Source organism: Luteimonas sp. A277, assembly GCF_054052045.1.
The window spans coordinates 22,159-42,032 of the sequence record NZ_JBSVRG010000010.1; the positions used below are offsets into that span (position 1 = coordinate 22,159).

16 protein-coding genes are annotated in these 19,874 nt (G+C 64.9%); 9 read left to right on the forward strand and 7 right to left on the reverse strand.

Features of this window, described 5'->3' with window-relative positions; genetic code table 11:
- Positions 1 to 2 precede the first annotated feature (2 nt).
- Together pcaD and ACW7G2_RS10925 are read left to right on the forward strand one after the other, a co-directional pair.
- Positions 3 to 776: a 3-oxoadipate enol-lactonase gene (gene pcaD, locus ACW7G2_RS10920; RefSeq protein ID WP_456975653.1), complete on the forward strand. Its 774-nt coding sequence runs from the start codon at positions 3 to 5 to the stop codon at positions 774 to 776.
- A gap of 79 nt (positions 777 to 855) precedes the next feature.
- Positions 856 to 2,217, forward strand: a complete 1,362-nt coding sequence (locus tag ACW7G2_RS10925; protein WP_456975655.1) for an amino acid permease — start codon at positions 856 to 858, stop codon at positions 2,215 to 2,217.
- A 129-nt stretch (positions 2,218 to 2,346) separates the two neighbouring features.
- Here the strand turns inward: ACW7G2_RS10925 and ACW7G2_RS10930 are convergent, their stop codons facing one another.
- Together ACW7G2_RS10930 and ACW7G2_RS10935 are read right to left on the reverse strand one after the other, a co-directional pair.
- Positions 2,347 to 4,347 carry an esterase/lipase family protein gene (locus ACW7G2_RS10930; RefSeq protein WP_456975657.1) on the reverse strand — a complete coding sequence of 667 codons (2,001 nt, stop codon included), beginning with the start codon at positions 4,345 to 4,347 and terminating at the stop codon, positions 2,347 to 2,349.
- A complete protein-coding gene (locus ACW7G2_RS10935) occupies positions 4,344 to 5,372 on the reverse strand; it encodes a lipoprotein N-acyltransferase Lnb domain-containing protein (protein WP_456975659.1) in 1,029 nt (342 codons plus the stop codon). The genes ACW7G2_RS10930 and ACW7G2_RS10935 overlap by 4 nt, the downstream gene beginning before the upstream one ends.
- Before the next feature lie 237 nt (positions 5,373 to 5,609).
- Between ACW7G2_RS10935 and ACW7G2_RS10940 the strand changes: the two genes are divergently transcribed.
- Genes ACW7G2_RS10940 through ACW7G2_RS10955 form a run of 4 tightly spaced genes read left to right on the forward strand, consistent with a single transcriptional unit; the run spans position 5,610 to position 12,964 of the window.
- On the forward strand, positions 5,610 to 10,463 hold the full coding sequence (locus ACW7G2_RS10940; RefSeq protein ID WP_456975891.1) for an RHS repeat domain-containing protein: 4,854 nt from the start codon (positions 5,610 to 5,612) through the stop codon (positions 10,461 to 10,463).
- Positions 10,463 to 11,017, forward strand: a complete 555-nt coding sequence (locus ACW7G2_RS10945; protein ID WP_456975661.1) for a hypothetical protein — start codon at positions 10,463 to 10,465, stop codon at positions 11,015 to 11,017. The genes ACW7G2_RS10940 and ACW7G2_RS10945 overlap by 1 nt, the downstream gene beginning before the upstream one ends.
- 5 nt (positions 11,018 to 11,022) lie before the next feature.
- On the forward strand, positions 11,023 to 12,444 hold the full coding sequence (locus ACW7G2_RS10950) for an RHS repeat-associated core domain-containing protein (protein ID WP_456975663.1): 1,422 nt from the start codon (positions 11,023 to 11,025) through the stop codon (positions 12,442 to 12,444).
- Entirely contained in the window at positions 12,419 to 12,964 is a 546-nt protein-coding gene (locus ACW7G2_RS10955) for a hypothetical protein (protein ID WP_456975665.1), read from the forward strand. The genes ACW7G2_RS10950 and ACW7G2_RS10955 overlap by 26 nt, the downstream gene beginning before the upstream one ends.
- 66 nt (positions 12,965 to 13,030) lie before the next feature.
- On the opposite strand, the gene ACW7G2_RS10960 is transcribed toward ACW7G2_RS10955, so the two are convergent.
- Positions 13,031 to 13,207: a hypothetical protein gene (locus tag ACW7G2_RS10960; RefSeq protein WP_456975667.1), complete on the reverse strand. Its 177-nt coding sequence runs from the start codon at positions 13,205 to 13,207 to the stop codon at positions 13,031 to 13,033.
- A 64-nt stretch (positions 13,208 to 13,271) separates the two neighbouring features.
- On the opposite strand from ACW7G2_RS10960, the gene ACW7G2_RS10965 reads away from it, so the two are divergent.
- A complete protein-coding gene (locus ACW7G2_RS10965; RefSeq protein ID WP_456975669.1) occupies positions 13,272 to 13,982 on the forward strand; it encodes a transposase in 711 nt (236 codons plus the stop codon).
- Positions 13,983 to 14,125: 143 nt separating this feature from the next.
- Complete coding sequence (locus tag ACW7G2_RS10970; protein WP_456975671.1) at positions 14,126 to 14,689, forward strand: hypothetical protein; 564 nt, start codon at positions 14,126 to 14,128, stop codon at positions 14,687 to 14,689.
- Positions 14,690 to 14,739: 50 nt separating this feature from the next.
- Here ACW7G2_RS10970 and ACW7G2_RS10975 read toward each other — a convergent pair whose 3' ends face one another.
- Genes ACW7G2_RS10975 through ACW7G2_RS10990 form a run of 4 tightly spaced genes read right to left on the reverse strand, consistent with a single transcriptional unit; the run spans position 14,740 to position 18,674 of the window.
- On the reverse strand, positions 14,740 to 15,261 hold the full coding sequence (locus tag ACW7G2_RS10975) for a DUF2894 domain-containing protein (protein ID WP_456975673.1): 522 nt from the start codon (positions 15,259 to 15,261) through the stop codon (positions 14,740 to 14,742).
- Positions 15,152 to 15,793 (reverse strand): OmpA family protein, encoded by a 642-nt coding sequence (locus ACW7G2_RS10980; protein ID WP_456975675.1) that lies wholly within the window; start codon positions 15,791 to 15,793, stop codon positions 15,152 to 15,154. The genes ACW7G2_RS10975 and ACW7G2_RS10980 overlap by 110 nt, the downstream gene beginning before the upstream one ends.
- Complete coding sequence (locus ACW7G2_RS10985) at positions 15,790 to 17,937, reverse strand: DUF802 domain-containing protein (RefSeq protein WP_456975677.1); 2,148 nt, start codon at positions 17,935 to 17,937, stop codon at positions 15,790 to 15,792. The genes ACW7G2_RS10980 and ACW7G2_RS10985 overlap by 4 nt, the downstream gene beginning before the upstream one ends.
- Before the next feature lie 11 nt (positions 17,938 to 17,948).
- On the reverse strand, positions 17,949 to 18,674 hold the full coding sequence (locus ACW7G2_RS10990) for a DUF3348 family protein (RefSeq protein ID WP_456975679.1): 726 nt from the start codon (positions 18,672 to 18,674) through the stop codon (positions 17,949 to 17,951).
- A 235-nt stretch (positions 18,675 to 18,909) separates the two neighbouring features.
- On the opposite strand from ACW7G2_RS10990, the gene ACW7G2_RS10995 reads away from it, so the two are divergent.
- Positions 18,910 to 19,803: a fructose bisphosphate aldolase gene (locus ACW7G2_RS10995; protein ID WP_456975681.1), complete on the forward strand. Its 894-nt coding sequence runs from the start codon at positions 18,910 to 18,912 to the stop codon at positions 19,801 to 19,803.
- Positions 19,804 to 19,874 lie beyond the last annotated feature (71 nt).

The window sequence follows — 19,874 nt, forward strand, 5'->3', positions numbered from 1 at the left end:
GCATGGCATTTCTTGACCTTCCCACCCACCGGCTGCACTACCGCGTGGATGGCAACACCGGCCCGTGGCTGGTGTTCTGCAATTCGCTGGGCACCGACCTGCATATGTGGGACGCGCAGGCCGAAGCACTGTCCGGGAGTTTCCGGGTGCTGCGCTATGACCGCCGCGGCCATGGCCAGTCCACCGCCGCCGAAGGGCCGTATTCGCTGACCGACCTTGGCGGCGACGTGCTGGCGCTGATGGATGCGGTGGAGATCGAGCGGGCCAACTTCTGCGGGCTGTCGATCGGCGGTCTGGTCGGGCAGTGGCTCGGGATCCATGCCGGCGACCGGATCGAACGGCTGGCGGTGTGCGCTACCGCTTCGAAGATCGGCACCGCCGACGGCTGGAACCAGCGCATCGCGCTGGTGCGGGACAAGGGCTTGGCGCCGCTGCTCGATGCGACTGCCGATCGCTGGTTTACTCCCGCCTTCATCGCCGCCAACCCGGGCGTGGTGGAAGACATCCTGGCGCGCTTTGCCGCCGTCTCGGCCGAGGGTTACGCCGGCTGCTGCGCCGCGCTGGCCGGCGCCGACCTGCGTGCCGACATCGGCCGGATCACCGTGCCGGTGCTGGCGATCTCGGGCGATGACGACCCGGTATGCACCCCGGACGACCTGCAGGCGATCGCCGATGGTGTGGCGGACGGCAGGCACCTGTCGCTGCCGGGCAGGCATATCGTCAACATTGAATCGACTGACGCGTTCAGTTCCGCGCTCGCGGATTTCATGGCCTGACCGGACCAAGGACACTGCCCGCGATCGGCGCGGTCCGGCTATGCTGCCCGACTTTGACGCAACAGCCGATGGCAGTCGCATGAACCCAACAGAAGGCAACACCCTCAGCCGCGGGCTGAAAAACCGGCATATCCAGCTCATCGCTCTGGGCGGCGCCATCGGTACCGGGCTGTTCCTCGGCACGTCCACGGCGATCGGCCTGGCCGGTCCGTCGGTGCTGCTCGGCTACGCGGTGGCCGGCGTGATTGCGTTCCTGATCATGCGCCAGCTGGGCGAGATGGTGGTGGAAGAGCCGGTGGCCGGCTCGTTCAGCCACTTCGCCCACCGCTACTGGAGCGATTTCGCCGGTTTCCTCTCGGGCTGGAACTACTGGGCGCTGTACGTGCTGGTCAGCATGGCCGAACTGACCGCGATCGGCATCTACGTGCAGTACTGGTGGCCGGAGATCCCGATCTGGGTGTCGGCGCTGGCGTTCTTCGTGCTGGTCAACGGCATCAACCTGCTGCACGTGCGCCTGTTCGGCGAGATGGAGTTCTGGCTGTCGATCGTGAAGGTGGCCGCGATCATTGCCATGATCGTGTTCGGATCCTGGCTGCTGGCCAGCGGCACCGGCGGGCCGCAGGCCTCGGTGGGCAACCTGTGGGAGCTGGGCGGATTCTTCCCCAACGGGGTGAGCGGGCTGCTGATGGCAATGGCGGTGATCATGTTCTCCTTCGGCGGGCTGGAGCTGGTGGGCATTACCGCCGCCGAGGCCGACGACCCGGGCAAGACCATCCCCAGGGCCACCAACCAGATCATCTACCGCATCCTGATCTTCTACATCGGCGCGCTGGGCGTGTTGCTGGCCCTGTATCCGTGGGACCAGGTGCAGGAAGGCGCGAGCCCCTTCGTGATGATCTTTGATTCGCTGGACAACGGCTGGGTGGCGACCGCGCTCAACGTGGTGGTGCTGACCGCGGCGCTGTCGGTCTACAACAGCTGCGTGTACTGCAACAGCCGCATGCTTTACGGGCTGGCGCTGCAGGGCAACGCGCCCAAATCGCTGGCCCGGGTGAACCGGCGCGGGGTGCCGGTGGCGGCGCTGGGCGTGTCGGCCGCGGCCACCGCGCTGTGCGTGGTGCTCAACTTCTTCATGCCCGAAGGCGCCTTCGGCATGCTGATGCTGCTGGTGGTGGCGGCGCTGGTGATCAACTGGGCCATGATCAGCATCACCCACCTGATGTTCCGCCGGCATATGCAGCGCGAAGGGCGCAAGCCGGCGTTCGCCAGCCCCGGCGCGCCGTTCACCAACGTGCTGTGCCTGCTGTTCCTGGCCGGGATCCTGCTGGTGATGTGGTTCACCCCGGGCATCCGCACGGCGATCCTGCTGATCCCGGTATGGCTGCTGGTGCTGGCCCTGATGTACTACTTCCGCAAGCGGATGGCGCCGCTGCCGGCCTGACGGCAGGTGCCGCCGGGGCCGGCGGACATCAGGGTGTCATGGAGCCATCGGACAATGGCACCTGCAGCGCCGATGTCCTCTCTCCCATCTGTCTGCACGGAATGCCCGGACCTCCCCTCCGGGCATTTCTTATTTCCGGCCTTCCGATTCCGCGCGTTGCAGCAGGTCCAGGTGCAGGATGCGCCTGATCTCCAGGATCGCCAGCGCGGTCTGCTGCACGCTGTGCCCGGAGGTGATGACTTCTTCCGACAGCGCATCCGGCAGGTGCGCGCTGGGGTAGGGCACCAGGCCGTCGTCGGACTGCTCGAGCGGGACCGTGGGGTCGGTCCTGGCGATGATCGAGTGGTAGGGCAGCGTTGGCGAGATCGGCAGGTCCGCAGCGGCGCGTACGAACGGGTCGTTGCGGTCGAGGTTGTCGATGCTGTTGGACAGGCGCCCGGTGTCGCCACTGGACCCGTCTGCGGCGTGGGCGGTCGGCATTTGCAAGGCTTCACCCAGCTCTTCGACCAGGGTCAGCGGCAGGCGCACCAGGCGTGAGATCCAGCGGCCGAGGGTGTGGCCGGCCACGTCGGTGCCCCGGTGCGGCGTGGCGATGAAGACCGTGCGCGTGATCCCGGGGAACGGTTCGAACCGGAGCATCGGGTCGAGCCGCGGCCGGATCCGTTCCAGGCGCTCCGGATCGGTGTTCCGTCCTTCCTGAAACCATTCCCACAGCTCGGTGTCCGCGGTGGACACCATCAGCCGGGAAATCAGCCCGCCCATGCTGTGGCCGATCAGCACGATCTCCTGCGACGCGGTTGCCGTGCGGCCCGGGTCGAAATGTTCCAGCGCGTTGGCCAGCAGGCTGCGGATCGCGGCGTGGTTGAGCACCACCGGCACGTTGGTGGGGTAGTAGACCTGCCAGATCTGGAAGTTGCGCCGCAGATCCTCGTCGCCCTGGATCTCGTTGGCCAGGTTCACCCACGCCTCCGGGCTGCTGGCCAGGCCGTGCAGCATCAGGATGATCCGCCGGTCCGGGTCGTAGGGCTGCATCAGGTACAGGTGCGGGCGGTGGATGCCGTCCTCGCGGCCGAACAGCGTGCGCAGCGACTCCAGGTTGAAGCCCGAGCGGGCAAGCCACAGGCCGTAGCCGGCGGTGAAGTTGGCCGCCAGCGGCACCCGCTGGCCGTTCACCACGATGCTGTCGCTGGCGTAGGGGTCGTGGACTTCCACCTGCACCTCGTCCGCCGCAAGTACCGCGGCCAGGTCCGCGTTGTGGAAGCGGAACAGCACGGTGATGCCGGGCGATGGCATCTCGCTCCACGCAGGCGGTCGCGGGCGGCGCACGGGGCGGTCGCCAGCGGCGCGGCCATGCGCGGCAGCGTGGTCACGTGCTGGCCGGGGAGCCGTGGTCGACGCCTCGTCCATGACCGCCACCAGCTCGGCGCCAAAGCCGTCGCGGCGCCAGATGCTGCGCAGTCCGGTGAAGGCCAGCGACGCCGCCGGCAGCAGCTCCTGCGGCGGACTGCTGCTTTGCGGCAGGAGCACGTTGTCCAGGTCAAGGTGGAACGTCCAGCCGGCGCGCTGCATGTCGCTTTCTTGAGGCATGCCCGCGTCGGCATCGGCCGCCTGCTGGACCATGTTTTCCTCGAACAGCAGGGTGGAGGCTTCCTGGACGGCGTAGTTGTACCAATCGCGAACCTGGGTCTGGCGGTCCTCGAACGCCCGGTCGCCCGGCGTGCGCCCGGTGAAAAACAGGTAGGCGTAGGCGTGGCGGACGGCCTCCATCCATGCCTGCAGGCGTGTGTCGGGGTCGCCTTCCTCCAGCGAGATGGCGTGCTGCAGCCACAGTTCGGCCAGTGTCGACAGCTGGCGCTCGTCACCCAGGCCGGTGGCGTTGGACACTGCTTCGATGCATCCGGGCGATGCGGTCGTGCAGTCGCCCTGGTCCAGGCCGGTCACCCGGATCGCCTGCGCCGTATACGTGCTGAGCTGGCCACTGGTGAGGATGTCGCCGCGCTGCAGGGCGATGTACTCGCCCGGGGTCATGGGCTCAAGCGCCACTGCCGGCTTGAACTCGCGCAGGATCGCGCAGCCTCCAAGAGAGCAGACCAGCAGGCACGCGATGAGGAGTCGTTGTGGGAGCTTCATGGCCGGGCAGGATCCTTGATGCCGGGTACTCCGGTGCGGATGGCACGGGAGAAGTCTTCGGGTGGGCCGGTGAACGCTCTGGCACGGTCGCTGATGCGGCCGGCGGCCTGCAGCTGGGCGTAGTCGTGGCCAGGCACCAGTCCGCCCGCGTCATGGACGTATTCGGCGAAATGGCCCGACAGCAGCAGCCGGTAGTCCAGCGGCAGCGCCGGGGCGATGCCGCGCGCCAGCGTGTAGATGATGGTGGTGCAGTTGCTGGCCAGGGTGTTGTAGAAACGCGGCGTGCGGCGGATCGCTTCCGCCTCGTCCAGATAGCCCAGGAGCAGTTTGCGCAGAGCATCGGGGCTGGCATCGAGCCGATACAGATGGACATCCTCGCCACGGGCGTTGGTGCGGGTGCGGACGATGTCGTTCTCGTCCGCGGCGATCACCACGGTTTCGAACTTGCGGAAGAAGCCGCCGGTGGCGGAGAAGGCTTCGTGCTGCTCTTTCCTGATTTCCAGCGAAAACACCAGCTGGCGGCCGTCGTCGAAGCCGAATGACACCAGGGTGTGTGCGATGTGCGGGCCCATCCAGTAGGACAGGATCAGGTCGGCCGTGGCCAGCGTGTCCAGGTCGTACTCGCGTGTTTCCCAGCGGGAGCTGTAGTCGTCCTCCGAGCGCCAGTCGAAATTGCGCACGTTGTGCAGCACCACGTGGCTGCCGCTGACCTCGGACTCCAGCAGCCGGGCGACATCATCGGCCCAGATGCGGTCATGCGATGGCTGCAGGGTGGTCCACCAGGTCAGCAGCAGCGCCAGACCGGCGGCCGACAGCAGGTGCACAGTGCGCCTGCCGCGCGGCAGCCACGGCGTGGCCAGCGCCGCGGCGGCGAAGACGCACCAGACGGCCAGCAGAAACCAGAGCGCCGGGCGCGGCGCCTGGAACCACAGCGCCAGCGCGCCCCAGACGGCGATCAGCAGTATTCCCAGGCGGGTGGCCGCGAGCCACGTGGCGCGCCAGTACCGGGGCATCCGGTGGGTCATTGGTGGAACATCCGGGGGAGGCCGGTAGGGCGGCCGACGGCGCCGATTCTAGCTGCCGGCCCAGCGCTTGCCGCGGCTCTTGGCCAAGCCCTTCATGTTCGTCTCATGGCGGTTTGTGCAGCGCAGCTTGTATTGGCGCCGTTTCCGGACTATCGCTGGGCGGCGACTGTGGTACGTATCGCATGGGGATATCGGCTTTGGAGTCCGTTCGGACTCAGGGAGGGGGTCGTGTGCAGGATGCGGAGCGTTGTCTGGTTTGCAGGGCTGCTGGCTTTGTGTCTTGCCGGTGGGCAGGTTCGCGCACAGGGGGCCTATAACCTGCATGAAAAGGGAATCGAGCGGATCAACGAGGCGCGCTCGGTAGCGCCTTTATCGGTGGATACCCTGTTTGGCGACCAGATCAGTCATTTCGATGGCGGCGTCACTTTTACCAACGTGGATATCGCCGTGCCCGGCAATTCCGGCCTTCCGGTTGAGCTGCGCAGGACGCTCCGGGTGGATGATCGCTCGAAGGTCAACGGCAATCATCTGGGTGGATTCGGAGAGTGGGGCCTGGATATCCCGCGCCTGTCCAGCGAAGTGGCGGTTTCACTTGGCTGGCGGACCAGCGCAGGCACGGTCAACCAGCGCTGCAGCGCGCCGGGGGCGCTTCCGGACACGCCAATGGTTGCGGCTGAAGACTACTGGGGTGGCTACCGTTTGTCTGTGCCGGGAGCGGGTGAACAGCAACTGTTGATGAATCCCAGTCCGATGATCCCCGCAGCAGGTGGTGGGCCGTACCCGTGGATTACGAAGGATATGTGGCGTATCAGTTGCAAGTCCGCCACCAAGAACGGCTACGCCGGGCAGGCCTTCCTTGCTGTGTCCCCGGAGGGGGTCAAATATCACCTCGACTGGGCCATCACCAAGGCACACGCCTCCATCAACAGCGGCCTGGATTCCGGCCCCATGCCGCGCCAGGTCGTCCATTTCCTGGTCTCGCGCGTCGAGGATCGTTTTGGGAACTGGGTGGACTACGCCTACAGCGGCGACCGGCTGACCGGCATCAGCTCCAGTGACGGACGCCAGATTTCACTGGTCTGGAGTGGCACCAGGGTTGTCTCAGCCTCTTCGAGCGTCGGCAACTGGAGCTACACCTACTCAGGAGACCGCCTGTCCCAGGTGACGCAGCCTGATTCCAGCAAATGGACCTATGTCACCACCGGCGCATTGCAGGTCTACCCGCCGGGATGGTCTCCGATTTTTGAAGACCCTACTGGCTGCCCGGATTCCCTGGAAATCCCCACCGGCAGCTACGCGCTCACCATCACTGCGCCTTCCGGCGCAAGCGCGCAGTTCAATTTCAACGTGCGTCAGCACTACCGGAGCAATATTCCGGCGCACGCGTGCTACATCCATTCCCCGCAGTACTGGTTCATGAAAGTGCCCCGGTTCCACTGGAGCCTGAGCCTGGTCTCCAAGGTGGTGACCGGGCCCGGGCTGCCGTCCATGACCTGGAACTTCACCTACGGGGGTGGTCCGCTCATGTTTGACCACACCAAGCAGAACACGGTTTCCGGGCCTGCAAGCACCTACGTGCGCTATACGTTCGGTACCGGATTCAACCTCAATGAGGGGCAGCTGCTGGCCATCGAGAAGGGCAGCTCACCCAGCAACATCCTGCACACGCAGGACAATACCTACGTGACAACGGCCCAGGCCAGCGGCCAGAACTTTCCGGCAACCGTGGGCAGCAATCCGCGCCTCTGGGCGGACATGCTCAGCTCGGCCTGGCTGCGACCGCTCAGGCAATCCGTGACCGCCCTGCAGGGCGTCAACTTCCAGTGGCAGGCAAACAACAACTGTTCGGGCAAGTTGTGCTTCGACGCATTCGCACGTCCCACCACGGTCACCAGATCAAGCACCCTCGCCGGCAACCCCGCCCGCACCGAGCAGACCACCTATCACGACAACACCGCGCTGTGGGTGCTGGGGCAGGTGGCACAGGTGCGATGCGTGTCGCCCACCACCGCGCTGCCGGCGGGGTGCGGCTCTTCCGGCACGCTGATGTCGGAGACCAGCTACCACGCTTCATGGGCGGTGCCGCTGGTCAGCAAGCGCTTCGGCAAGACCATGCAGACGCTGGGTTACGACACCACGTCATCCATCGCCAGCGGCCAGCGCGGCACGGTGAGGACGGCGGCCGACGGGAAGGGCAATACCATCACCCTGACCGCGTGGAAGCGCGGCATCCCGCAATCGATCAAATACCCCGGCACCCCGGAAGCGTCCGCAGGCGCTACGCAATCGGCGGTAGTGAGCAACGCGGGCCGGATCACCTCGGCCACCGACGAAAACGGCTACGTCACCGGGTACACGTACGACGCGATGGGCCGGCTGGCCAGCATCGTCTATCCCACCGGCGACAGCACCGCCTGGAACACCACCACCCAGGCATTCCAGCAAATCGCCAGCGCCGAGTACGGCATCCCGGCCGGCCACTGGCGGCAGACCGTGGCCACGGGCAACGGCCGCCGGATCACCTACTTCGACGGCCTGTGGCGGCCGCTGGTGACGCGTGAATACGACACCGGCAACCAAAGCGCCACCCAGCGCTTCCAGCGCTTCACCTACGACCACGCGGGCCGGACCACCTTTGCGTCCTATTCGTCCACGGCCAGCAACCCGGGCACGGGCACCTGGAGCGAATACGACAGCCTGGGTCGGCCCACCTCGGTCTCGCAGGACAGCGAGCTGAGTCCGGGCGTACTGGTCAGCACCCTGCAGTACCTGAGCGGCTTCCAGATCCGCACCACCAACCCCAAGGGCCACCAGACCACCACCACCCACCTGGCCTGGGATCAGCCAACCACGGACCATCCGCTGCGCATCACCCACCCGGCCGGGGCCTATACCCACATCACCCGCGATGTGTTCGGCAAGCCGACCCGCTTGCGGCGCAGCAACAGCAGCAGTCCCACCGGCGGCACCGTGGCGCTGGACCGCAACTACACCTACAACGCCCACCAGGAGCTGTGCCGGGCGGTGGAACCGGAGACCGGTGCCACCCTGATGGGCTACGACGGCGCCGGCAACCTCACCTGGTCGGCCTCTGGCCTGCCTGCAGGCACGGCGTGCCACGCCAGCGGCAACCACTCCACCATCAACCCGCGCAAGACCACCCGCAGCCATGACGCCCGCAACCGCCTGACCGCGCTCAGCTTCGCCAACGGCATCGGCAACCAGGCCTGGACGTATACGCCCGACGGCCTGCCGGCCACCATCAGCACCCACAACACCAGCGGCGGCAGCCTGGTGACCAACGCCTACCAGTACAACCGGCGCCGGCTGCCGGTGGGCGAGAGCGTCAAGCGCGGCACCGCGGCGGCCTGGGCGTTGGGCTACGGCTACAACGCCAACGGCCACCTGGCCAGCCAGACCTACCCGTCCGGGCTGGCGGTGAGCTACGCGCCCAACGCCCTGGACCAGCCGACCCAGGCGGGCACCTACGCCACCGGGGTGAGCTACTTCCCGAACGGGACACTCAAGCAGTTCACCTACGGCAACGGGATCGTGCACACGGCCACCCAGAACGCGCGCGGCCTGCCGCTGCGCACCACCGACTGCGCCGTGTCCGGCACGTGTTCGGCCGCCAACCGGCGGCTGGACCTGCAGTACGCCTATGACCAGCACGGCAACGTCAGCCAGATCACCGACCACGTCACCGGCGGCAAACAGACCCGGGGCATGAGCTACGACCCACTGGACCGATTGATCCAGACCACCTCGAACATGTTTGGCACCGCCAGCTACGCCTATGACGTGCTGGACAATCTCAATTCCGTGCACGTGAGCGGAGGCAGCCAGGCGCGCAACCACACCTACGTGTACGACATGGCGACCCGGCGCCTGAGCCAGGTGACGAACACGGTGGGCGGGGCGGTGGTGGCGAACCTGACGTACGACGTGCAGGGCAATCTGGCCGGCAAGGGCGCGCAGACCTATCAGTTCGACCTGGGCAACCGGCTGCGCAGCGTGCCAGGGCAGGAGACGGGGTACGAGTACGACGGCCATGGAAGGCGGGTGTTTGCGCAGACGGTGGGCAGTGGGCAGGTGCTGTCGCAATACGGCAACGACGGCCGGTTGCTCTACCAGGAAGACCAGCGTCACGGCCGGCGGACCGATTACGTGTACCTGGGCAGTCGACTGGTGGCGTACCGGGAACGGCCGCTGGCGACCAGCACGGTGACGGTGAAGTACCAGCATGCGGATGCGCTGGGGACGCCGGTTGCGGTGACGAATGCGGCGAAGGCCACGATCGAGACGGGGGAGTACGAGCCGTACGGGCGGCTGGTGAACCGGCCGCTGTTTGATGGGCCGGGGTATACCGGACACGTGCAGGATGCGGCGACTGGGCTGACGTATATGCAGCAGCGCTATTACGATCCGATGTTGGGGGTGTTTCTGAGTGTTGATCCCGTGACGGCGTATGACAGCCCGATCCGTCAGTTCCATAGGTACCGTTACGCAAATAACAGTCCTTACAAGTTCACCGACCCCGATGGGCGAACATCAATGCTCAATAGACCCGGAATTCAGCAGAGCGCTGTACAGGTAATGGGCCAAATACCTGCGACTAATGAACAGAGGGATATGGTCCCTATGCAGTCAGAAGGGCACGAGTCTCCGGACGCTGCGGCAACTCAGTTTGGTCAAGATACCCAGGTGCAAGCAAAGGAAGAGAAGAGTGAGCCGCAGGCTGGAATTGTGCGAATAACAAAGGGAAACTACGGATACACTAAGCCTATGTGGGGGCCGCCCGGGGCGACGATTGTGTCGGTTGCAGCCTACACTCGCGCTTTGGTTGCTGTTTATGGCGACAGAGCGATTGCCTTGGCGCACGGGCATTTCGATTTGAACATGATGTTTTCACCCGATGATGTGGGGAACAGCTTCGTGACTACATATATGCATAATCAACGTGGTGAGACTAGAAAATTAAATTCCGATATTTTGCGTGAAGAGATCCGGCGCGGAAGATTCAGGAATTTGAGTCATATGCTTCAAGTTAAGCAGGGTGCGCAAGGAGTCTGTGTTGGGGGGTGTGGATAATGAACAAGATTTGCATTACTGCTTTTTTTGTTACGTTGCTACTTGGGTGCGTGACCCAAAAGGAGAGTGATTCTGCTGCTTTGGGGATGCTAAAAGTTGTGGATCGCGAGGCGAAGAAAGAGCAATGTATTGAAACATTTAATGCCAGAATAAAAGGAGCTCTTGACGGCAGTAATCTTAGTGGTGATAGGGATTCGATCTTGTCCGTAATGATTGATTCGTTGCCGCAAGCTGAGTCAGAGGCGTTACTCAGGACGGCCAGTGAACTGGGGCAAGTTGGTCGCCACGATCCAGACTCGGAGGTGATCCCAAGAGTGATGTCACGCCTGTCTCATGACTTTGAACAGTTTACGGTTTGTGGAAATGACAAATTTATTACAACCGCTTATGTGTTCGCCGATCAGCTTAATGTGTACTTGATGGCAAGAGGGATAGACACGAATTATCTATTTCCGTCAAATGATAATTGGCATGGAACACAAGTGCCGGCCCGATTGATGGTGGCTCTTGTAATCCATATTCAGGAGAGAATCCGGAAAGCGGTGTCAGAGTGAGTTGAATGTGGCATCATTTTCGCGAAATTACTTCTGACGCCTTTTCTGGACCCAGGCCGCATCGCCTCGACGGTGTTCGGAGTGGCCAGCTACGCTATGACGTGCTGGACAACTTGGCCACGGTGAACGTGAGCGGGGGCAGCCAGGCGCGCAACCACACCTACGTGTACGACATGGCGACCCGGCACCTGAGCCAGGTGACGAACACGGTGGGCGGTGCGGTGGTGGCGAACCTGACGTACGACGTGCAGGGCAACCTGGCCGGCAAGGGCGCGCAGACCTATCAGTTCGACCTGGGCAACCGCCTGCGCAGCGTGCCAGGGCAGGAGGCGGGGTACGAGTACGACGGCCATGGAAGGCGGGTGTTTGCGCAGACGGTGGGCAGTGGACAGGTGTTGTCGCAGTACGGCAACGACGGCCGGTTGCTCTACCAGGAAGACCAGCGTCACGGCCGGCGGACCGACTACGTGTACCTGGGCAGTCGACTGGTGGCGTACCGGGAGCGTCCACTGGCGACCAGCACTGTGACGGTGAAGTACCAGCATGCGGATGCGCTGGGGACGCCGATCGCGGTGACGAATGCGGCCAAGGCGACCATTGAGACGGGTGAGTACGAACCGTACGGGCGGCTGGTGAACAAGCCGCTGTTTGATGGGCCGGGGTATACCGGACACGTGCAGGATGCGGCGACTGGGCTGACGTATATGCAGCAGCGCTATTACGATCCGCAGCTCGGTGTGTTCCTCAGCGTTGATCCGGTGACCGCGTACAGTAGCCCGGTCAGCCAGTCCCATCGCTATCGTTACGCCAACAACAACCCTTACAAGTTCAAGGATCCGGATGGCCGTGCCGGATGTGCTGCGTCGAGAATTCAAGCAACCTGTGCCAGCTACGGCATGGGCCCCACAGACGCGATTGAGGCGGGATGGTCAGTAGAAAGGCGTACGAAGGCTGCAGACGCCATCATTAGTAGAACTGAACGTCAGTTTGAGTCGCGGAAGGATGGAAACAGGTTTGACAGTTTCGATGATGCCGCCAAGTACTTTAGATCGAGGTTTGCGAAGGTTGGTGCATTCCTTCGGTTAGAGTTTGGCGCCGTCAGTGAGCCGATTGTCCACAACATCGTTGGGATAACTAGGTCTCAGTTTCCAACAGATTTCATTGGAATGGTTGGTGTTGCGCCTTCGTTAGGCCCAACTCCTTTAGGTGGGGCGGATTTCCATACTCACCCGGCTATCTGGCACCCAAGGCCAGGTTTTAGTGGTGGCGATCTTCAATCTGCGATGTGGGGAAATGGCAGGTACTCGTATGTATTCTATGGATATACGACATATGCGGGTAAGCGGCTGGATGTAATGTCAGCCAAGCGAGATGGGGTGAGTCCAATGAGTTCGGATATTTATGACTACATCACTGACGTTCCATGACCGTATTGAGGTTGGTATGAAGCTACTAATTATCGTTGTAGCTTCGATGCTTCTCATTGCGTGTGGCATGAGTGCTGAGGATGGGCTGAGTGATCAGCGTTGTATCCCCTACGAGAAGGCAGGTGTCCCGTGTGAACTGCCACTGGTGGCAATATTGGCCAACCCGAAAGCGTACGAGTCGATGCCAATAACAGTCGGTGGATTCCTTGCGGGAGAAGCTTCGCCGGGCGCTCTGTACTCAAGCCGTGAAGCATGGGCAATTGGGGATAGATCTTCAGCGATTCTGCTTTCTTCAGAGGATGAGGGTATTGTAAACGATGGTTTGGAATACAAATTTTCGTATGTTGTTGTTTCCGGGGCTCTGGACAATGTTGGGCAAAGGCGATCAAGACAACCCAACTTGGTCTTTTCAGTGAGAAGCATTGTTCGTATACATCAACCTGATGACTTTTCAGGCCGAGAGCTGCGGATTATTGAAGGTAGGCGCGATGCCGAGACTAAAGGGGGCGGAGGTAATTAATCCGCGCCCATGAAGCACAAGGCCCGCATCGCGTGAGCCTTGTCGTTGTTGGGCTTTCGAGTGCGCTCAGCCTTTGGCGGTCTTCTTCTCGCTGGCACGAGCGGGCTGCATGCGCAACTGCGACTGCTTGGCGTGGTGCTTGAGGATCAGTCCTTCGAGCACGGCCTGTGCGGTCTGGCGTTCTTCCTCGTCGAACTGCAAGCGCAAGGTGTCGTCGGGGCCGCGCTCGTCCTCGCCGAACAACAATTCGTCGGTGTAATGACCCAGTGATTTCCTGCTCAGGTGTTACTTTGCGAAGGAGACACCCATGAGCGTGATGATGGAAGAAGGAATCAAACGTTGGACGGCGCTGCGCAAGACGGCGCTGGTGCTGGAGATCATCCAGGGCAAGACCACTGTTTCACAGGCGAGCCGTCAGTTCGATCTGGCGCCGTCCGAGATCGAGGAATGGATGGAGCACGCCAAAGCGGGCATGGAGAACGCCCTGCGGGCCAAGCCCGAGGACGTGCGCGAGCAGTACGAGCGCCAGCTCAAGGGCCTGCAGGAGGCCTATGGCGAAGCGATGCTGGAGCTGCGCGCCCGAAAATGTGCAGTCCCTGCTGGGCAAAGACGAGAGTTCATCAGCTCGATCCGGCAGGGACTGAAGGACGATGGCCTTGAGGTCTCGGTCAGCAAGCTGTGCTGCTGGTTCGGGGTGCCGTGCCGGACGGTGTATTACCGGCCGACCAAAGCGCCGCCGAAGGTGCAGCCGGAGCTGGCGGAGCCGATCAAGCGGCTGATCGAGGAGGAGCCGTCGTTTGGCTACCGCACGGTGGCTGGGTTGCTGGGCATGAACAAGAACACCGTGCAACGAATCCTCCAGCTCAAGGGCTGGCAGGTCCGCAAGCGCGCTGTCGGCCAGCGCCCGCGGATCCAGGCCTTGCCGTCGGGTGACCCACGTGTGTGCATCAACATTGACCAGAGGGTTATGCCGCCCATGGCCCGGGGTGTGAATCATCTTGTTTGGTACGACTTGTGAAGTGGATGGAACCATGGGTCCCGGGTGGCCTTCGAGCAGCACTCGTCCCTGCCTTGATGCTGGCAGTGCTCACAGGCGGTTGCGCCGGGGTTGAGCCACTGCCTGAAACCGCAGCATCTGCAACCTGTGACAGGACAGAGACCGTGTTCGCGGATCTCCAGGTGCAGCCTCTGTCGACAAGTGAAACGCTCCTGGGCATCTCCATACCGGACGGTCGCGGAACCTTCAGCCCGACGGTCTCGCACCGGGTGGTCGGTCCATGCGCAGAGCGGATCGCCCGCTTCGTCATGGAACTGGTGTATGTCCAGCCGTCTACGGTGGGACGAATCACCGCCGAGGGCCGGATCGTGCCGGTAGACCTTCCGTTCCGCATGCATACGCTCGAATCCACGGACCCGCATCCCGAGTTGGCGGGCGGCCGGTTCCTGATGGCCGAACGGATCGACGGGCGCCGCATCGAGGGCCAGGTGACCGAGACGTTGATCGGGCTGTGGTCTACATCGGAGGGAGCGATCCTGGGCAGCTTTACCCGTTTGCCCGATGGCACGTTCAGTCCGGTGGTGGAACAGATGAGGACCGACTTTGCGGTTCAGGGGATTTCATATTTTCCAGCGCTCCACGGTGGGGTCGGCCGGCTGGGGCTCGTCTCGCAAATCGAGGGAGGTGTCCGGCTGGTGGCGTTCACGTGGTTTCACCCCGGGCTGTAACCAGCCACATCAAGGTGCGGAGACACCACCTGCTTCCAGACTGGCTGCCTTCAAGCACGATTCCTGCTGCGCTTGCGGGTGGGGGACTTCGCGGCGCGCCTGGTAGGCTTGTCGCCTGGCGGAGCCAGACCGCCGGAGGCGTGCATGCGGTCCAGCCACGCCAGCGCGTCCATCCAGGTCATGAAGTGCTGCAGATACCCCGGCGAACTCTCGTGCATCACTGCCAGGGCGCGGTGAGCGAGGTTGGCGGAGTTGAGCGGGCCGGCGTCGGCGGGCGGGGGCTGCATGGAGGCGCGCAGCTGCGCCTGCTGGCGCTGGCTGGCCCACAGGCGGCGGAATGCCTCCACGGCGGGCAGCTCGGGGTATTCGCTTGCGGGCAGCCCGATGGTCCGCAGTGCGGCGTTGCGCTGGCGGGCCTGCTCCCCGAGGTGCGCCACCAGTCCGGCGAGGGTGTCCCGATGCTCAGCCATCGACGGGTGCGGGTCCCTGCCGCGGGACCGGGGCGATTTCCACCCGGCGGTTGCGTGCGCGCCCTTCGGCGTCTTCGTTGGAGGCGACCGGGTGGCGGTCACCGAAGGCCGCCGCGAACACGGATGATGCCGGTACGTCGCGTTCAACCAGCGCCCGGGTGACGGTAAGCGCGCGCTGCGCCGACAGATCCCAGTTGTCGTCGAAGCGGCGGTTGCTGGCGTGCACGGCGCGGTCGTCGGTGAAACCGCTGACCATCAGGATCTCGTCGCGCCCGCCCAGGTATTCGGCCAGCGGCCCGGCCAGATCATCCAGCAGCTCCGCGCCTTCGCCCTGCAGCTGGTCGGAGTTGTGGGCGAACAGCAGGCTGCCGCTGATGCCGATGCGCCCGTCGGCCAGGGTGATGCGGCCGGCAGCCAGCGGCACGGCCAGCGCCTGCTCCAGGGTCTGGAGGCGCTGCTGTTGGACCTCGCGCTGGGCCACTTCCTCCTGCAGCTGGATCTCCAGATGCAGCTGCACCCCGATCACCCCCACCAGGATCAGCACGAACGCCCCCAGCAGCACCGCCATCAGGTCGCCGAAGGCGGCCCAGATCGGTGTGGCGGAGTCGTCGCCTCCTTCCAGCGCGGAGCTCATGCCGGATCGGCCCCGGTGGATTCCACGGTCCCGGGGAGTTCGTCCTGCGCGGCCAGCTGCTGCAGGTTTTCGATGATCTGGCGCTGGCTGAGCACGCTCAGGTCCACCACCTCGCGGGCCTGGGCCACGTAGTAGGCGAGCTGCTCATCGCTGCGTTCCATTGAGCGTTCCAGCGCGCCTTCGATGGCCTGCAGGCGATCCACCAGGCCGGCGCTGCTGTCGGAGAACGCCTGCACGGCGTTGCCCAGCGAAGCGCCCAGCGTGGCCACTTCTTCCACGCCGGTGGACAGGCGGGTGGAGGCTTCTTCCAGGCGGGTTTCCCCGGCCTCGATCTGTTCACCGAAGCGGCTGCCCACCCGCTCCAGCAACTCCGAGGAAGTGCTGACCAGGGCCTCGATGGCAGCGCGCTGCTCGCCGGAGGCGCTGTTTACCGCGGTCAGCAGGGTGTCCAGGGTTGCCAGCATGCGGCTGCGTTCCTCCAGCATGGCGGCGTCGCGCTGCATGCTGTCAGACAGGCTCTGGCGCAGCTCGGCGATGGTTTCCGCGGCGGCGCGTGGGCCTTCGGCGGCGGCCTGCATCAGGGTCGAGATTTCGGCCACGGTGTCGCTGGCGTGGGTGCGGCTCTGCTCGGTGAGTTCGGCCCACTGTCCGCGCAGGTCTTCGCTGATGCCGGCCAGGCTGTCGCGCCACGTGGCCAGGCGCTGCTCGTCGCGCTCGGCCAGGGTCTGCTGCAGCTTTTCGTGGGCTTCGCCGACGCCTGCAATCAGGATGCCGGCCTGGCTGGCAAAGCCTTCCACGGTGCTGTCCAACGCCTGCTGCTGGCGGGTGACCAGCGCTTCCTGGCCGGCTCGCTGCGCGGTGAGGGCCTGCTCCCAGCCCGCGGCGGTGCCGTCGGTGATCGCCTGCATGCGCTCGCCGATGCGTTCCAGCAGTTCATCGGCGCGCCGGCTGAAGCCGGCCTCGAATGCCTGCAGCGCCTGGCCCAGTGCGGCGGCCTGGGTCTGGTTGGCAACGGCCTGGGCGCTGAGCGCCTGCTCCCAGCCTTGGCTTATGCCGGCGGTGCTGGCCGCGAGTTCCGCGGACAGCGCTTGCAGATGGTCGCGGGCGCTGGCGGTGACTTGGTCGTGCGCGGCGGTGGCCTGGCGGGACATGTTGGCGAGCTCGGCAGACACGGCCTGCAGGTGTTCGCGGGCACTGGCGGTGACCTGCTCGTGTACGGAGGTGGCCTGCCGTGACATGTCGGCCATGGCCGATTCCATGACCGGCACCAGCGCCTGTCCGGCGAGGCGCGCGCCTTCGGCGGCGCTGGTCTCAAGGGATCGGCCGACCGAGCCTGCCAGCTGCTGATAGGCCTCGCGGGTGCTGGCGTGGAAGGCGTCCTGCTGGCGTGCCTGCTGCTCATGCGCGGCGTGTGACTGCTGTTCCAGCGCACCCATCATCGATTCCAGCCGTTCCACCAGCGCGGGCATGGTGGCTGCTTGGGCCTGCAGCAGTTCCAGCGCCCGTTCGTGCTGGTGGGCGCGCTGATGGGCGCTGGAATGGCTGCGCAGGGTGGTGGTGATGTGGGCATCCAGCCCCTCCACCACCTGGATGCGCTCACGCCGGACCAGCGCCGACATCAGGCCAAGCGCGGCCGAGCTGGCCACACCCGCGATCGAGGCGCCAAACGCCACGCCAAGGCCGCTGACCGGGGCAGCCAGCGAATCGCGCACCGCCTGCAGGTCGGTGGCGGTCTGAAGCGCCATGCCGGTGCCGCGCAGGGTCAGCACCATGCCCAGAAGGGTGCCAAGCATGCCCAGCAGCACCAGCATGCCGACCAGATAGGGAGTGAGCGCGGGGATGGGCAAGCCGCCGCGGCCGCCTTCGATGCGCAGCTGCACCGGGCTGCGCAGGGAGGGGTGCAGGCCTTGCAGCCAGGACTCCAGCGCGGGCATTTCGCCGTCCAGCGTGCCAAGCGCACCTTCGAGCGTTGCTGTGGCCTGGCTGTAGCGATACAGCTCCAGCGCGCCGACCAGATACAGCGCGGCGATCAGCAGGGTGACCAGCAGGGCCGGCAGGTTGCTGCCCAGATAGCCCAGCCCGACCCAGGCCACTGCGGCCAGGCCCAGCACGAATACGGAAATCCCCAGGTGGTTGGTTTTCATCTTGTCCTTGATCAGGGGCTGCGAAGGGCTGCAAGCAGGCCTTCGACGGGTTGGAAGCGCAGGTCCAGCTCGGCCAGCAGCAGGTCGCGCAGTTCGTGGTGGAAGGTCGTTGCCCATGTGGATGGGGCGGTTTCGGAATCAGGTGCTGGCGCCGCCGCATCCGGTGCTGGCGCCGCCGCATCCGGGGTGGCGCTTGCTGCGGCGCTTTTTTCCAGATGCTCGAAGCGCGCGGCCAGCGCCGCCGCCACCGGCTGCAGCAGCGCGTGTTCGCGCGGGCTCAGCGCCGCTTCCATGGCGGCGTCCACCTCGGCCAGCCGGGCCTGGGAGGGCGAGCCGGCGGCCAGCAGTTCGCGCAGGTCTCCGCGCAGGTAGCCGGTGGCGGTCTGCATGGCGCGCTGCATCGCCACCACGTGCTGCTGCCAGGGCGCGAAGCCGGCGCCGGCGCGAGTCGGGGTCGGGCCTTTGTGGATGGATTCCTCCAGCTCGGCGCGGATGCGCGCGCAGTCCTCCAGCAGGGTGTCGTGATCGGGCGTGGCGCCGGGCTCGGCAGGCTGCACCTCGCCATCCAGCGCCCGCGACAGGCTGACCGCCCGCGTCCAGTCGATCCACTCACCCAGCTGGCGCGCGAGCGGCAGCGCAGGCGCTGCGGCCGGTGTGCCGGACGCCCGGGCGAGCAGGCGGATGAAGGTTGGCGCGCCGGGCGCGGAAACCGGGACTTGCATCACATCAGCGGCCAAAAGACGGCCATTTTACAGGTCGGGCATGAGCCGGACCTATCCGCCGGGCCGGGTGGTGACGGCCAGGAGCACGAGCTCTTCGCGAAAAGGGTCCGGAGAACGTCCCGCTCCGCGAAAATGGCGCCGTTGCGGGCCCGTCCGGGGCCGGCAGCGGGCCTCCCTGCCGGCGGCAAGGTATCATTGCAGGTTGCGGAGTGTGACCGCCTTCCCCTCCACCAGACGACAGGATATCGACGTGGCAATCAATCAGCAGCAGCGTGACAGGATCGGTTCCGGCAAGGGTTTCATCGCAGCGCTCGACCAGAGCGGCGGCAGCACCCCCCGGGCGCTTGGCCTTTACGGCATCGAGCCGTCGGCGTGGTCCAGCGACGAGGAAATGTTCGATCTGGTGCACCAGATGCGCACCCGCATCGTCGCCAGCCCGGCGTTCAACGCCGACCGCGTGGTGGGCGCGATCCTGTTCGAGCGTACCCTGGATGACAGCTTCGAAGGCCAGGACGCCGCCACCTACCTGTGGCAGACCAAGGGCGTGGTGCCGTTCCTGAAGATCGACAAGGGTCTTGAGGACGAGGCCAACGGCGTGCAGCTGATGAAGCCGATGCCGGGCCTGTCCGAACTGCTCGCCAAGGCCAAGGCCAAGGGCGTGTTCGGCACCAAGGAGCGCTCGGTGATCAAGTCGAACAATGCCAAGGGCATCGCCGACGTGCTCGACCAGCAGTTCGACGTGGGCCAGCAGGTGCTGGACGCCGGCCTGGTGCCGATCCTTGAGCCGGAAGTGGACATCAAGGCGGCCGACAAGGAAGCGATCGAGGTCGAGATGAAGAAGGGCATCCTCGAGCGCCTGTCGCGCTACAGCGCCGACAACCCGGTGATCTTCAAGCTGACCCTGCCGAGCGTTGATGGTTTCTTCCAGGAGATCGTCGATCATCCGGCCGTGCTGAAGGTGGTGGCGCTCTCGGGCGGTTACAGCCGCGCCGATGCCAACGAGAAGCTGGCAAAGAACCCCGGCGTCATCGCCAGCTTCAGCCGCGCGCTGACCGAAGGCCTGACCGCCCAGCAGAGCGACGACGGGTTCAACAGCGCACTGGACGACTCGATCGAATCGATCTATCGCGCTTCGATCGCCTGATCGGCGGCAGCGGCAGGTGGCAAGTAGGCCGGCGCGGATTCGCGCCGGCCTTTTTCATGCCCGCCGCCTGC